Source organism: Streptomyces uncialis (assembly GCF_001905345.1).
In the GTDB taxonomy this organism is placed as follows: domain Bacteria; phylum Actinomycetota; class Actinomycetes; order Streptomycetales; family Streptomycetaceae; genus Streptomyces; species Streptomyces uncialis.
On sequence record NZ_LFBV01000005.1, the window covers coordinates 90,920 to 105,213 of the forward strand.

The following is a 14,294-nucleotide window of genomic DNA, read 5'->3' on the forward strand; positions in this document are numbered from 1 at the left end:
TGCGCCGTTCGTCCTACCGGACAGGATGAACAAGATGATCAGACGTGCCTCGGTCTTCTCGCTGCTCCTCGTCCTCGCCCTGCTCGGGCGGGTCACCTGGGTGCAGTTCTACGAAGGCCAGGCCCTCGCGGACAACAAGGAGAACCGGCGCAAGGCGATCGAGCAGTACGCCTATCCGCTCGGTGACATCATCGTGGCCGGGGAAGCGGTCACCGGCTCGAAGCGCACCACGGGCAGCGACCTCGCGTACAAGCGCACGTACAAGGAGGGCGAGTTGTACGCGCCGGTCACCGGCTACAGCTCGCAGGTGTACGGGGCGAACCTCCTGGAGGGCGTCTACCAGGACGTGCTCGACGGCACCTCCCTGGAGCTGGGCGGCCCGATGGACGTGCTGACGGGCAAGCGCGCCGACCCGGGCGGTGTCGTCACGACCATCGATCCGGAGGTGCAGCGGGCCGCGTTCGAGGCGCTCGGGGACACCAAGGGCGCGGCGGTCGCCCTCGACCCGGCCACGGGCCGGGTCCTCGGGATGGTGTCGACCCCGTCGTACGACCCGTCGGTGTTCTCCGGCTCCGGCCAGCAGGACGTCGCGCGGTGGAGCGAGCTGGGTGAGGACCCCGACAAGCCGCTGGTGAACCGCGCGATACGCAACCCGCTCGCGCCCGGTTCGACGTTCAAGCTGGTCGTCGCGGCGGCGGCGCTGGAGGAGGGCCTGTACTCCTCGGTGGACGAGGCCACCAAGAGCCCCAGCCCGTACAAGCTCCCCGACACCACCCGGGTCCTGGAGAACGCGATCGCCACGGCCCCCTGTGAGAACGCCTCGCTGCGCACGGCCCTGCGCTACTCGTGCAACAACGTCTTCGCCAAGGCCGCCGTGGACCTCGGGGAGGACAAGGTCCGGGCCATGTCGGAGAAGTTCGGCTTCAACGACGCCGAGCAGGACATCCCCGTCCGCGCGTACGAGAGCGTCTACCCGAAGGGCATGGACCGTCCGTCCACGGCGCTCACGGGTATCGGGCAGTTCGAGGTGACGGCGACACCGCTCCAGATCGCGATGGTGTCGGCGGTCATCGAGAACGACGGCGAGCTGGTCGAGCCGCATATGGTCTCCCAGGTCACCGACGCCGACGGGAACACCCTGGAGGACTTCACGGACCCGGCCACCGAGCGGGTCCTCAGCGAGTCCACGGCGCGGGGCCTGCGTTCCGCGATGGAGACGGTCGTCGAGGAGGGCACCGGCAGCAACGCCCGTATCCCCGGGGCCACCGTGGGCGGCAAGACGGGCACGGCCCAGCGCGGTGTGAACAACAGCGAGAAGCCGTACGCGTGGTTCACCTCGTACGGCCAGGACCCGGACAGCGGGCAGCAGGTCGCCGTGGCCGTCCTCATCGAGCAGTCGGACGCGGCCCGTTCCGAGGTCAGCGGCAACGGCCTCGCGGCGCCGATCGCGAAGGCCATGATGGCCGCCGCCCTGAAGTAGGGACGTGACGGCACGCCGTTCGCGGCGGCGGTACGGCCCCCGCCGGGGCCGTACCGGGCCCGTCACATCAGCGACTTGCCCATGTACAGCGCGATCTCGCCCTCGGACGGCGTGCCCACGTACAGACTGGTGTCGAGCCCGCAGACCTCGAAGCCCATCCGCCGGTAGGCCCGTACGGCGGGCGCGTTGACGTTGGTGACCTCCAGCCACAGCGTCCGCGCGTCGCACTTGCGCCCGTACGCCTCGGCCTGGGCCATCAGCGCGCTGCCGAGGCCCTTGCCGCGGTGCCCGGGGGCGACGGTGATCTGCTCGACATGCGCCCGCCGGTTCCACGCGGCGTAGCGGACGGCGACGAATCCGATGATCTCGCCGTCCGTGACGGCGACGACGATGTGCGGGGCGTCCGGGTCCCCGCTGCCGCCGCCCTCCTCGCCGGTGGGCGGGTACTCCTTGCGCAGTGGCGGCTGCACGGCCACGCTCCGGATCTCGAAGCCCGCCTCCCCGGAGGTCACATGCATGATCCGGTCCGTGGTGAAGGAATCGTCGAGGGCGTCGATCCGGTCGTAGTCGGCGGAATTCGCCACACGCATATCGATCATCCGGCCAGTCTCCCAAAAACACCGCGCCCATGCCGGGCGAGTGGCCCGAACGGTGACAACGGTGCGTACGGTGACGCTCCGCCACCGTCCGTGCGGGCGTCCGGCCCCGGGGTCCCGGCGGGCGGGCCGTGGGATCAGGCGCGCCATCCGGGGTCGCGCCCGCTGAGACCGATGACCCGGTCCAGGAGGGGCGCGCCGTCCGGGACGGGCACGGGCGGGCCGAAGAGCCCCGCACCGCTGGACGCGTCACCGGCGGGGTCGCCTGCGGAGTCCTCGGACGAGTCCTTGGCGGCGGGGTCCTCGGCGGCGGGGGGCTCGGTGGCCGAGTCGTCGGTGGGGTCGGCCGCCGGGTCCTCGACGGGGGTCAGAAGTGCCTCGCTCGCCCGCAGGGCCGCCTCGTCGGGCGCGTACTCCTGGCCGGTGGCCCGCGCCAGGTCCCAGCCGTGCACGACGAGTTCGTCCACGGCGACGAGCCCCGCGACGGCACCGGGCAGCGGCACCCCGCCCGCGCGGGTCTCCCCCTCCCAGGCGGCGGGGTCGCGCCACGCCTCGGCCATCTCGGCCAGTGCCCCGGGCAGCGCCACGCGCCAGTCGGCGGGGAGTTCGGGCAGGGACGAACCGGGGGACGTGTCGGTGGTCGGCCCCAGCTCCCGCCGGGCCGCGTCGCGGAACGCGACGGACAGCGAGACGAGATGGCCCAGGAGGTGCCGTACCGCGTAGTCGGGGCACGGGGTGGGCGCGTCGAGCTGGTCCTCACGGACCCCCTCGGCGAGCCGGGCGACCGACCGGGCCTGGGAGGTGAGGTCGACGAACGGCGCGGGCGGGCTGGGCGGGGTGGACATGGTGGCTCCTTCACGGGGAGGGCCGGCGGTGCGTCGGGCGGTGGTGGCCGGCGGGTCAGCGGTCGGGCGGCGGGTCGGCGGGCGGGCGGCGGTGATGCGGTCCTGTGAGGTCCTGTGTGAGGGGTGACTCCCGGGTGCCTCGGAACTCATCGGTACCCGCGGATACGGTCCGCCCCTCGGACCCGGCCGGATCTGAGGCAACCGCCTGATCCCGGCCGGGGGGTCTTAGCCGCACGCTCGCCTCTCATGACAGGCGAGAAGTACGGGACCGGCGGGACCGGAGCGACGGGCAGGGTGCTGCGCGACCGCGACGCGGCGCTGTATCTGGGCGGGGTGGTCGGCGCCGGATGCGGGGCGTCGCTGCTGTGGCTGACCGCCGGGATCTGGGTGAAGGACCTCACGGGGTCGAACGCCCTCGCGGCGCTGTGCGCCTTCGCACTCTGGGCGCCCGTGCTGCTCGGCCCGCTGCTCGGCACGCTGGCCGACCGCACCCGGCGCCACCCCCTGCTGGTGCGCTCGAACCTGGCGCTCGCCCTGCTCCTCCTGACCCTGTGCGCGGTGGACTCGGCGGACCGGCTGTGGCTGCTGTTCACGGTCCTGGTGCTGTACGGCGCGACCGGTGTCGTCCAGGACGCGGCGGAGGGCGCGCTGGTCACGCGGATCGTGGACCGGGATCTGCTGGGCGACTTCAACGGGCTGCGGACGACCGCCAACGAGGGGGTGAAACTGATCGCCCCGCTCGCCGGCGCGGGCCTGTTCACCGCGTACGGCGGCCCGGCGGTGGCCGTCCTCGCCGCGGTGCTGTTCGCCCTCGCGGCCGGTCTCTACGCGCGGGTACGGGTGGACGAACCCCGTCCGGAGCCGGGCACGGCGCGGGGGTTCGGCGCGGTGGCCGAGGGGGTCCGGGAGCTGTGGGGCTGTCTCGCGCTACGGCCCCTGCTGGTCGGCTGCGGGGCGGTGATGCTGCTCGCCGGGGTCAACGGCGCGGTCGTCTTCGCCGTGGTGGACGAGGGGCTCGGACGGCCACCGGGCTGGGTGGGTGCGCTGTACACGGCACAGGGCGTGGGGTCGGTCGCGGTGGGAGCGGTCGCCGGACGACTGCTGCGGCGACTGGGCGAGCGGCGGTTCGCGGCGTACGGGGCGGGTCTGTTCGCGGTGGCGGTCGCGGCGCGGGCGGTGCCGGACGTGTCGGTGGCGCTGGTGGCGTCGGCGGCCGTCGGGGCGGGGCTGCCGTGTGTGCTGATCGCGGCGCTGACCGCTGTGCAGCGGGCGGTGCCCGAGGCGTTCCTGGGGCGTGCGGTGGCCACCGCGAACACGCTGCTGCTCGCGCCGAACGCGGTCGCGCTGGGTGTGGGCGCGGGGCTGGTCGCGGGGGTGGACCACCGGGTGCTGCTGCTCGCGCTGGGCTCGGCCGGACTGGTCGTGGCGGGTCGCCTTCGCTTGCGCCTCTGAGGTCCGTCCGGCGGGGCGCGCTTCGTTGCTGTGCCGTCGTTCGGTGGTTTCGCGCAGTTCCCCTCGGGTCGACTTCGCTTGCGCTTCCTAGGTCTGTCCGGCTGGGCGTACTTCGTTGCTGTGCCGTCGGTCGGTGGTTGTGCGCAGTTCCCCGCGCCCCTTTGGGGCGCGTCCGGTCGGTTCTTCGGGTCGGTGCCGGTCGGGATTCTCCGTCCTCGATCCGACACGCTCGGTACGACGTACCTGTGGTCCTACTGAAGAGCATCGGAGTCTGCGGGCAGAGATTCCCGCCCACCCCCTTCGGTGAGTCCTGCGACTGCGCGAGGAGGGGGGTATGAACCCCGGCCCCGGTTGCTGACAGCCCGCAGACGGACGGCAGCCCCAGGTGGGCGCCCCTTCAGGGGCGCGGGGAACTGCGCAAAAACGAGGACCGGCCCGCACCCGAAGAGCGACCGTAATGGGGCAGCATCCAGGGGCGCGGGGAACTGCGCACCCCCGGAGTACCCGCACAGGAACAGGTACGTCCAGGTGGGGAACCCCAGGGGCACGGGGAACTGCGCGAGCAGCCGAGAGCCATCCGCAGCCGAACAGGAACCCTAAGGGGCGCGGGGAACTGCGCATCACGAACGACCCGCACAGGAACAAGTACGCCCAGGTGTGGAACCCGGGTGTGAGGAGTTGCGGTACAGAAAGTGCCGCTGAGATCGATCATGGTCGGCTAGCACCCCTGGGGTGAAGCCGGGGCTGTCGCAGTTCTTCCGGGACACCGTGCCCTGGCAGTACGCCGACGTGCCCGGCCACACTCCCATCGGCGCCGGTGACGCACTCAAGTTCCCGCTGAAAGTGCCCCGCTTCATCTCCGACGACGAACTCGACCAGTTGATGCCGGCCGTCAACGCGATCGCCTGCCCGTTCCAACGCGGCTGGGGCCGCGAAGTCGAACGGCATCGCTGCACCAGCGACCGCATCGACAAGCTTCTCGCGGAGCTCGGGCAACCCGCCTGTCCCGAAGGGAAACCCGAAAGCATCAGTCCGTGACCGCTACCCGGGGGCTACCGGACCGGTCCTCGCTCATCGACGAGCACCGTGGGCGGAGACAAGAACACGTCGGCTTCCACCGGGCCGTAAGCGATGTTGAAGGTGTCGAGCCAGTACGACCAGCCCCGCACCCCCGCCGCACTGCTGAAACGGTAGTTGAGCTGCCAGCGGACCCACTGTCCGGGAACGAGCCGTACGGCCGGGGGCCGCCGTGGCCGAGGAGGTAGGGCAAAGAGGGGCTGGACCCGGGGAAGGACTCGCAAGCGGCCCTCGTCCTCCCGGAGCCGGACGTCGACCTTCCGCAGGTCTTCCTGGCCGTCGAAGGGGTCGAAGCCGTCGCTCTCATCCATGCGGACCACATGCGCTACCGCGGGCGACGCAGGCGGGACGCGAAAGCCGACCGGGACGGCGTTCCTGCGAGCCGCGGCCTCACCTCCACGGGACCGCTTCGTCCAGGACGTCCGTATCCATTGAACGGTGACCTCCACAACGCTTCCCCCCGTCACCTCGTCGAGAGCCTCAGCCTATGTCCGCACGGCCTGACAACACCCCAAAGGAAGATCAACTTGTCGCTCCTCACCAACCAGGTCCGGACCTACGACCTGCTGCGGATGTTCGGCCGCGAAGGCCACCCGACCCCGCTCGGCGCCGCGTTCGCCGAGTACGGGCGGATCGACGAGGCCATGCACCTGCGCCCGCCGCGCGACCCGGACACCGCCGAGGACGCTGACGACGAGCAGCCGTGAGGCGGCCTGCGGGTCAGCGAATGGCCGGGCGGCCAGGGACTCTTTTCTTGAGCGCACGATCCAGATAGGTTACGGTGAGGTCATGGCAAGGACCCGGGAGTTCGACACGGAGGCGGCGGTGAGCCGTGCGATGGAGCTGTTCTGGACGCGCGGCTACGAGGCCACCTCGGTGCGCGACCTGACCGGACACCTGGGGATCGGGCAGGGGTCCTTGTATGCCGCGTTCGGCGACAAGGCCGGCCTGTACCGGGCGGCGCTGGAGCACTACCGCACCACCCTCGCGGCGGACGCCCTGCGCAGCCTGGAGGAGGGGGCGGACGCCCGGTCGGCGATCCGCACGATGCTGGTCGAGCGGGTCCGGATCGCCGTGGAGGACGACGGCCGGGGCTGCCTGGTGGTCAATGCCGCCTGCGAGCGCCTGCCGGAGGACGCGGCGACCCGGCGCACCGTGCGCGACACGCAGGACGCCGGCCGGGACGCGCTCGCCGAAGTGCTGCGGGTCGCGGCGGAGCGGGGTGAGATCGCGAAGCGGCACGACCCGTACAGCCTCGCCGCTTTCCTCGTCACCTTCCTCAACGGACTGCTGGTCTCCGCGAAGATCACGCCGGACGTCCGCGCCCTCGAACCCCTTATGGAGGTCGCGCTGGCCGCCCTCGACTGAGTTTTTCATGCCCGGAATCTGTATCGCACGATCCAGAAAAGTGGCCGGTGCCCGCCCGGACACGGGATCAGGCGACCTCGCCCCGCTTCGGTCGAAGACTTCGGAGGACCCATGCCCCCCGCACCCGTCCCGAGTACGCCCGCTCTCGGCGGAACCCGACCCGGCCGTCGGTGAAGCCGCCACGTATGTCCCCGCGGTGCGGGACTACTACGCCGCACCCCGCACCCTCGTCGAGGACCTGCCGCCCGCCACCACCACATCCGGCCCGTTCTCCGCCCGTACCGTCACCGCGCCGGTCGCCGACGGGACCCGCACCGCCCGCATCGAGGTCACCCACGACGGCACCACCGCCCACGTCGACCTCGGCCAAGCCCTGCGCGGCCACCGCTTCGCCCAGCGTGAGGACCCCGCCGCAGGTGATGCGTCCGGCACCGCCGACGCCTGGTCCGCGCTGCGCGCGCCGGGACTGGTGTGTACGCGGAGCGGCGACGTCACCCTGGACGCCACCGGTCAGGACGACCTCGTCGTACTGGCCCTGCTCGGCCGGCTCTACCCGGAGAACGTCGCCCTGCGCCCCGCCGGCCGTTCCGCTGCCCGGACAACCGCGGACGGCACCGGACCGAGCCGCCTGGTGACCCTCGTCGACCCCGCGCAAGTCCACTGACACCCGCATCGCGACGTACACCGAGAAGGTGGAAAAACATGATGTTCGACCATGACGGAACGCCTGTCCGCACGGGCCGAGCCGCCGTGAACGGAACGAGTCTGCACTACCGCACAGCCGGGTCCGGCCCCGCGGTGGTGCTCCTGCACGGCGTGCCCAAGACCGGCTACCACTGGCGCCACCTCGTCCCGAAGCTGACGCCCCACTGCACCGTCGTCGTCCCGGACCTTCGCGGTCTCGGCGACTCCGCCCGCCCGTCGGACGGCTACGACTCCGCGACGATGAGCGACGACATCGCAGAGCTGATGAACCACCTCGGACACGGGACATACGCCGTCGCGGGCGAGGACTGGGGAGCGGTGATCGGCTACCAACTCGCCGCCCGCCACCGCGACCACGTCACCGCTCTCGTGTTCGCCGAGGCCCTGTTCCCCGGATTCGGCTTCGAGGACCACACAGCCCTCACCCCCGAGAACATCTCCAGCGGCATGCACCTGTGGCACCTGGGCTTCTACTTCCAGCCGGACATACCCGAGATGCTGATCGCCGGACACGAGCGCGAGCTGATCACCTACATGATCAAGTACGAGCGCAGCCGGCCGGACAGCGCCACCCCCGACGCGGTCGACGAATACGTGCGCTGCTACTCCATGCCTGGCGGGATCCGCGCGATGCTCTCCATCTACCGGGCCATGCTCGTCGACGCCGAACAGAACCGGCGGACCGCACAGAAGAAACTGGACATCCCGGTGCTGGCCCTCGGCGGATCCGCGTTCATCGGTGACCGCAACGAGTCCCAGATGCGGCTCATGGCCCACGACGTCACCGGACACACCTTCGACGCCGGCCACGACCTCGCGGAGGAGGTACCCGACGAGATGGCCGACGTCCTCCTGCCGTTCCTGGCCACGCACCAGTAACCGCACCCGGCCGCCGAGGTCGGCGATCCGAAGCGGCCCGGCAGGAAGCCCCGGAGCCCGAGCGAAGGCGGCCTGCGGGGAACTGCGCACCCACGGACGGCCTGTGCGGGGACAAGTACGTCCAGCCGGGGGACCTCGGAAGCGCGAGCGAAGGCGACCTGGGGGTCCATTTGAGCGGATTCGCGACTTGTCGTGCGGGTGAGGGAACGGCGGTGCGGGGTCGTTCGTTACCCCGGCATGACAGCTATGACCCCCGGCTCGAACATCCCTCTCACCGCCGCGCGAGTGGCGGTCGACGTCGCCGCTCCGGTGCGGCTCGACGTTTCGGGCCTGCTGCTCACCGCCGACGGCAAGGTGCGCTCCGACGACGACTTCATCTTCTACAACCAGCCCGCGGGCCCGGGTGTGGCCTACCGCTCGGGCAACGGCACGGCGCCCGACGCGATCACGGTGGACACCTCGGCCGTCCCCGCGGGCATCGAGAAGATCGTCGTGACGGCCAGCCCGGACGCGGCGGGGCAGACCTTCCAGGGCATCGAGCCCACGGCCACGATCCGCAACGCCGACGACGGCTCCGTCCTGGCCACCTTCACCCCGCCGCAGCTCAGCGGGGAGACCGCGCTGGTGATCGTCGAGGTCTATCTGCGCAACGGCGTGTGGAAGGCCCGCGCGGTGGGCCAGGGCTACACGAACGGCCTCGCGGGCATCGCGACGGACTTCGGCGTGAGCGTGGAGGAACCGGCTCCGGCCGCCCCGGCCGCCGCCCCGGTCGCCGCGGCGCCGCCGCCCCCGGCCCCGGCCGCCCAGCAGCAGGCCCCGCCGCCCGCCGCGGCCCCGGCCGCCCCGCCCGCGGCGCCGCCGCTCGGCGCGGGCAAGATCAACCTCGACAAGGGCCGCGTCAGCCTTCAGAAGAACCAGACGGTGTCGCTGGTCAAGGGCGGCCGTCCGATGCTGTCCCAGGTGCGGATGGGCCTCGGCTGGGAGCCCGCGTACCGCGGCGCGGACATCGACCTCGACGCCTCGGTGATCGCGTACGGCCCGAAGCGCAACCACCTCGACAGCTGCTACTTCGGCAAGCTCTCGATCCTGAACGGCTCCATCAAGCACTCCGGCGACAACCTCACGGGTGAGGGCGCGGGGGACGACGAGGTCATCATGGTCGACCTCGGCCGGCTCCCCCAGGAGGCGACGGGCCTGGTCTTCACGGTGAACTCCTTCTCGGGCCAGAAGTTCACCGATGTCGCCAAGGCGTACTGCCGGCTGCTCGACGGGGCGACGGGCGAGGAGCTGGTCCGCTTCGACCTGACGAACGCCGAGGCGCAGACGGGCGTCATCATGTGCAAGCTCATCCGGCAGTTCAGCGGCGAGTGGGAGATGACGGCCCTGGGCGACTTCGTCAAGTCCCGCACGGTGCGCGGCATGGTGAAGCCGAGCGCGCAGGCGCTGTAACACCCTTCGGGTGGGGTACCCGGCATCCGGGGCCCCACCCGCCGTCGGCCGTACGGCCGACGAGCAGCATGGTTCGAAACGGGAAAGGCGCCCGGCCTTCGGCGGGGCTGGGCGAAGGCGGCTATCGTCCCGTACGACGCGGGGAGCCCGGGCCGGTCAGGGCGTCCACCGGGCCCGGCCCGTCCGCGTCGCAGTCGTCCGCCAACTGCTCCAGGCCACGCCAGATCTCGGTGGTCACCGTGCATGCGGCCGTGAGGTCACGGGCCGCGCACGCGGCGATCAGACGGTCGTGCAGTCCGGCGGACCGGCAGGTCACCGGATCACCGAAGCGGTCGCGTTCCAGTCGGCGGATCAGCGGGGTGTAGCGGCGGATCGTGGCCGCCGCCGCGCGGTTGTCCGCGACCCGGACGAGGGTGTGGTGCAGTTCGTCGTCGGCGTGCAGCGCGGCATCGATGTCCCCCTCCGACACGAACCGCAGGAAGCGGGCGTCCGCCTCGCGCATCGCCTGGAGGTCGGTGTCCGTGAGGCGCGGTACGGCTGCCCGGACGGCCACCTCGTGCATGGCCCGGACCACGGCCGCCGCGTCACGGACATCGGCGGCGACGAGTTCGGTCACCCGTGTGTAGCTCTGCGGTTTCGACTCCAGCAGACCCTCGTCGGTGAGCCGGGAGAACGCCTCGCGCACCGGTGCGCGGGAGAGGCCGAGCAGTTCGGCGAGCTCGGTGTCCCGGACGACCGAGCCGGGCGGGATGTCCCCGCCCACGATGGCGTCCCGGATCGACTCGTACGCCTGGTCGCGGAGCAGGGTCCGCCGGACCCGGCGCACCCCGCCGACACCGATCCCCGCGAAGGCCCCGCTGTCACCCGCCGCCCCGACGGTCCCCGAAGTCCCCGAAGTCCCCGAATGTCGCAAGTCGCCGGTGCCGGTGCCGGTTCCCCATGCAAGCGGAACCGCTCGGTCCCCGGCACCGGCCGGGTCGAGCGGGAGAAGCTGGAGGGTCGGAGCGGGCGGGCTCTTCGGCGCGTCGACGCGGGCCGTCCGGCCAGGTGCCCCGGCGGTGCCGGTACGCCCCGGCCCGCCCGGCCCTCCGGAACCGCTCGCGTTCCGCATCCGTACGCCTCTCGTTCCGTCGGCACCGTGTACGCCGCCCATACGGTGAAATGTTAGATATCTCGATCCTGCGTGGACAAGTCCCGGGGAGGATTTCGGCCGGATGCAACCCCGTTGTGTCCCATGTGCGTCGCTGTGATCGTCCGGGCGTCGGTGTTCACCGGACGGGAGGACGGCGTACGGGCGTAGCGTCGTTACGGAGGAGGGACGTTGATGGTGCGGGGCACGGAAGAGATGCCGGAGCGCGCGGACGGCGGTTCCGCCTTCGGGTACGGGAGCGGTCCCGGTGGCGCCGAGCCCGGCGGGCGGCTCGGGGAGTACCTTCTGGTGGCGCCGCTCGGGGCGGGCGGGATGAGCCGGGTGTTCCTGGCACGTTCCGCTTCGGGGCGGCTCGTCGCCGTCAAGGTGGTGCACCCGCACCTGGCGGCGGACCCCCGATTCAGGGAACGGTTCCGGCGGGAGACGGCAGCGGCACGAGCCATCCGCGGACCTTTCACCGCGGCCGTCCTGGGTGCCGATCCCGAGGCCGGACACCCGTGGCTGGCCGTCGAGTTCTGTGCCGGTCCCGCGCTTTCGGAGGCGCTGGCCGCGCTCGGTCCGCTGGACTCCGGGAACCTCGCCGCGCTCGGCGCGGCACTCGCGGAGGCGGTGGCGGCCGTCCATACGGCGGGACTGGTGCACCGCGATCTGAAACCGTCCAATGTCGTGGTGACGGCCGACGGGCCGAAGGTCATCGACTTCGGGATAGCCCGCGCCACGGGCGGCGACCCCGGCGGGGACGCCGGGCGCGGCGACGGAACGGCCTCGGACGACGAGGAGACGCTGACCGGCACCGGGGAGATCATCGGCTCCCCCGGCTTCATGGCCCCCGAGCAGATCACCCGGGACGGGGAGACCGGCCCGGCCGCCGATGTCTTCGCCCTCGGCGCGCTCCTCGCGCTCAGCGCGACCGGCCGCAACCCCCATGGTTCCGGCACCGCGCCCCAGATCCTCTACCGCACCGTCCATGAGGCACCCGATCTGATCGGGGTCCCTGACGGCGGCTGGGACGATCTCCTCGGCCGCTGTCTGGCCAAGGAGCCCGCGGACCGTCCCACCGTCCCGGAGTTGCTGGCCTGGTGCGCGCCGAGAGCCTCGGCGCCCTGGTGGGAGGCGCCCACGGTCACCGAGCTGATCGGCCACCACGACCTCGCGGCGGCCCGCGCGGTCACCGCGTACACCGAGTGGGCCGCGTCCGGGAGCGCGGCTCCCGCCACCCCCGACGCCCAGCACACGGCTCCCGCCACCCCCACACCCGCTGACCCAAGGCTCGCCGGTCCAAGGCTCGCAGGTCCAACGCCTGGTGGCGCATCACCTTCCGGCCCCGCACCTGTTGGTCAAGCCCCCGCCGGGCCACCACCTGACGGCACAGCACCTGACGGCCGGGTCCCCACCGGCCCACCGCCTCCCGCCCCTGACACCGCCATCGTCACCGCTGTTGGCACCGCCACCGCCGACACCGGCCCCAGTGCCCCTGCCGACACCACCGTCACCGCCGCCCCCACCGGGGACCCCCCGCGCGGTGCTCTTGAGCAGCCCCCGCGTGGCCTGTTGGCCCGTCGCCGGTTTCTCTCCTGGGGGGCGGCCGGGCTGGCCGCGGCCTCGGCCGCCGCCACCGCGACGGCGCTCGCCCTCAGCGACGACAACGCGTCCGGGGACACCGTGGGGGCGGGGAAGCCGCGGCGGACGCCGTCCGCGCGGACCCTGCCCCGGGGCGTCGTCCGCTGGAGCCGTGAGATCGCCGCACCCGCCACGTCCACCGTCGCCCTCCACCGCGACGGACCCGCGCTCCTCGCCCACACGGACACCACCCTCCACCGGCTCGACGCCCGGACGGGCACCACCTCGTGGACGTACCCGGAGGTGAACTCCGTCCATCCGGACGGCAGGACGGTGCACGCCCTGCGCCACACCATGTGGGACACGGCGATCATCGCCCTCGACTCGGCGGCCGGTACGGTCCGCTGGGAGACCCCGGGCCTCGCGGGATTTCCGGGCCGTCCGGGTCCGCTGACCGACGCGTGGACACCGGACGGCACCCGTACGCTGCTCGTCCGCTCCGCCGACCGGCTCTGCCTCGTCACCACCTGGCCGTACGGCACCCGATGGGAGAAACGTTCCTCGGCGGGGAAGCCGTGGCGCGTGTACGCCTATGGCCGGGCACGGGGCGAACCGCTCTGGTTCCATCAGGGCACCGCCGCCGAGGCCATCGGCGCGGAGCTGGCGGACGGTGTCCTGGCCCTCGCGGTCGACGGATCCGGCGACCGGCGGCGCGCCGCCCCCACCGGTCCGCTGTTCCTGCTGCGCGAGCGGGACGGCGACGTACTGGAGGAGATCGCGGGCGGCTCCGCCCGGCCCGGGGTACGCCCCGGGGCCAGGGGCGTCGTCCATCAGGCGGTGTACGACAGGGTCGAGGCCGTCGACCGGGCCAGCGGCGGCGTCCGCTGGTCGCGGCAGCCGGAGGAAGGCGAGCCGGTCGGGATCACCGGCGTGGTGGTCGGCGGTCTCGTCCACTTCGGCACGGACGGCGGCGGGCTCGGCGCGCTCGACGTGGACGGCGGCGCCGTCCGCTGGCGCCGCCATGACGTGGCGCCGCTCGCCGAGGACAGCAACGTACCGCTGGTGGCCGACGGTCTGGTGTACGCGGCGGGCCCCGATCCGGCGGTCGGGGCGACACCGGGCGGCGGCCGTCCCGGCTGGGGTGTGCACGCGTTGGACGCGGCGACGGGCGACACCGTGTGGGCCGCGCCCGTGGAACGGTTCGACACGGTCCGCGCGGCGGCGGGGGACGGAGTGGTCCATGTATGGGCCACCGGAACCGTCCACACCCTCGGCGGGCCGGACGACTGATGACGTACGGGTCGGAGGACCCATGGCCAACGGTCGGGCGGGACGACGCCCCGCCCGATCCGCTGACGGCGAGAGGGGAACGCCCGTGACGGGCCGGGTACGGCGATGAGCGGGACACCGCCGGGGGCGAGCGGGAAGCCACCCGGACCGGACGGCACACCCCCCGGAGGGATCGGAGCACCCGCCGGGCGGGGCGAGGCACGTCCCGGGGCCGACCGGACACCCCCCGGAGTGGACGAGACGCGGCCCAGGACCGACCGGACACCCCCCGGGGACGGCGACCCGGCCGGGGAGGGCGAGGCACAGCCCGGGGCAACCGAGACACCCCTCGGAGCGGACGGGACGCGGCCCGGACCGGACCGGGCACCCCGAGGACGGCTCGGGACACCGCCCGGCGCGGACGAAAGGCCACCGGACACACCGGACACACCGGCCAGTGCACC

The 14,294-nt window shown here is 72.6% G+C and carries 12 protein-coding genes and 1 pseudogene; 9 read left to right on the top strand and 4 right to left on the bottom strand.

The features are described from left to right. The first annotated feature begins 25 nt into the window (after positions 1-25). Positions 26-1,480 (top strand): penicillin-binding transpeptidase domain-containing protein, encoded by a 1,455-nt coding sequence (locus AB852_RS20720; protein WP_073790750.1) that lies wholly within the window; start codon positions 26-28, stop codon positions 1,478-1,480. A gap of 62 nt (positions 1,481-1,542) precedes the next feature. Here the strand turns inward: AB852_RS20720 and AB852_RS20725 are convergent, their stop codons facing one another. Both AB852_RS20725 and AB852_RS20730 read right to left on the bottom strand, forming a co-directional pair. Further along, the gene (locus AB852_RS20725; RefSeq protein WP_073790752.1) at positions 1,543-2,079 is read right to left on the bottom strand and encodes a GNAT family N-acetyltransferase; all 537 of its coding nucleotides are present in this window, start codon (positions 2,077-2,079) and stop codon (positions 1,543-1,545) included. A 134-nt stretch (positions 2,080-2,213) separates the two neighbouring features. Continuing rightward, complete coding sequence (locus tag AB852_RS20730) at positions 2,214-2,921, bottom strand: TIGR03086 family metal-binding protein (RefSeq protein ID WP_073790754.1); 708 nt, start codon at positions 2,919-2,921, stop codon at positions 2,214-2,216. 246 nt (positions 2,922-3,167) lie between these two features. Between AB852_RS20730 and AB852_RS20735 the strand changes: the two genes are divergently transcribed. After that, positions 3,168-4,373, top strand: coding sequence for an MFS transporter (locus AB852_RS20735; RefSeq protein WP_073790756.1), 1,206 nt, complete (start codon positions 3,168-3,170; stop codon positions 4,371-4,373). 732 nt (positions 4,374-5,105) lie between these two features. After that, a complete protein-coding gene (locus AB852_RS20740) occupies positions 5,106-5,411 on the top strand; it encodes a hypothetical protein (RefSeq protein ID WP_073790758.1) in 306 nt (101 codons plus the stop codon). Between the two features lie 14 nt (positions 5,412-5,425). On the opposite strand, the gene AB852_RS20745 is transcribed toward AB852_RS20740, so the two are convergent. Next, positions 5,426-5,899 (bottom strand): hypothetical protein, encoded by a 474-nt coding sequence (locus AB852_RS20745; RefSeq protein WP_073791607.1) that lies wholly within the window; start codon positions 5,897-5,899, stop codon positions 5,426-5,428. A gap of 69 nt (positions 5,900-5,968) precedes the next feature. Here AB852_RS20745 and AB852_RS20750 point away from each other — a divergent pair. The 5 genes and pseudogenes from AB852_RS20750 to AB852_RS20770 form a co-directional block, all read left to right on the top strand. Then, a pseudogene (locus AB852_RS20750) lies at positions 5,969-6,121 on the top strand (Tn3 family transposase); the annotation flags it as partial. A 118-nt stretch (positions 6,122-6,239) separates the two neighbouring features. Next, positions 6,240-6,818: a TetR/AcrR family transcriptional regulator gene (locus tag AB852_RS20755; protein ID WP_073790762.1), complete on the top strand. Its 579-nt coding sequence runs from the start codon at positions 6,240-6,242 to the stop codon at positions 6,816-6,818. 196 nt (positions 6,819-7,014) lie between these two features. Beyond that, positions 7,015-7,482 (top strand): hypothetical protein, encoded by a 468-nt coding sequence (locus AB852_RS39865; RefSeq protein ID WP_425444178.1) that lies wholly within the window; start codon positions 7,015-7,017, stop codon positions 7,480-7,482. A 38-nt stretch (positions 7,483-7,520) separates the two neighbouring features. After that, the gene (locus AB852_RS20765; RefSeq protein ID WP_073790764.1) at positions 7,521-8,402 is read left to right on the top strand and encodes an alpha/beta fold hydrolase; all 882 of its coding nucleotides are present in this window, start codon (positions 7,521-7,523) and stop codon (positions 8,400-8,402) included. Between the two features lie 246 nt (positions 8,403-8,648). After that, on the top strand, positions 8,649-9,851 hold the full coding sequence (locus AB852_RS20770; RefSeq protein WP_073790766.1) for a TerD family protein: 1,203 nt from the start codon (positions 8,649-8,651) through the stop codon (positions 9,849-9,851). Between the two features lie 121 nt (positions 9,852-9,972). Here the strand turns inward: AB852_RS20770 and AB852_RS37935 are convergent, their stop codons facing one another. Then, positions 9,973-10,692: a GntR family transcriptional regulator gene (locus tag AB852_RS37935; protein WP_245876875.1), complete on the bottom strand. Its 720-nt coding sequence runs from the start codon at positions 10,690-10,692 to the stop codon at positions 9,973-9,975. Positions 10,693-11,175: 483 nt separating this feature from the next. Here AB852_RS37935 and AB852_RS20780 point away from each other — a divergent pair, with 483 nt between their 5' ends. Continuing rightward, positions 11,176-13,851, top strand: coding sequence for a protein kinase domain-containing protein (locus AB852_RS20780; RefSeq protein ID WP_079184813.1), 2,676 nt, complete (start codon positions 11,176-11,178; stop codon positions 13,849-13,851). The last annotated feature ends 443 nt before the right edge of the window (positions 13,852-14,294 follow it).

Bases quoted from the DNA above. Each gene is read 5' to 3' on its own strand.
- AB852_RS20755 (WP_073790762.1), top strand. From the start codon at position 6,240: ATGGCAAGGACCCGGGAGTTCGACACGGAGGCGGCGGTGAGCCGTGCG.
- AB852_RS20735 (WP_073790756.1), top strand. From the start codon at position 3,168: ATGACAGGCGAGAAGTACGGGACCGGCGGGACCGGAGCGACGGGCAGG.
- AB852_RS20780 (WP_079184813.1), top strand. From the start codon at position 11,176: ATGGTGCGGGGCACGGAAGAGATGCCGGAGCGCGCGGACGGCGGTTCC.
- AB852_RS20770 (WP_073790766.1), top strand. From the start codon at position 8,649: ATGACCCCCGGCTCGAACATCCCTCTCACCGCCGCGCGAGTGGCGGTC.
- AB852_RS20730 (WP_073790754.1), bottom strand. From the start codon at position 2,921: ATGTCCACCCCGCCCAGCCCGCCCGCGCCGTTCGTCGACCTCACCTCC.
- AB852_RS20720 (WP_073790750.1), top strand. From the start codon at position 26: ATGAACAAGATGATCAGACGTGCCTCGGTCTTCTCGCTGCTCCTCGTC.
- AB852_RS20765 (WP_073790764.1), top strand. From the start codon at position 7,521: ATGATGTTCGACCATGACGGAACGCCTGTCCGCACGGGCCGAGCCGCC.
- AB852_RS20725 (WP_073790752.1), bottom strand. From the start codon at position 2,079: ATGATCGATATGCGTGTGGCGAATTCCGCCGACTACGACCGGATCGAC.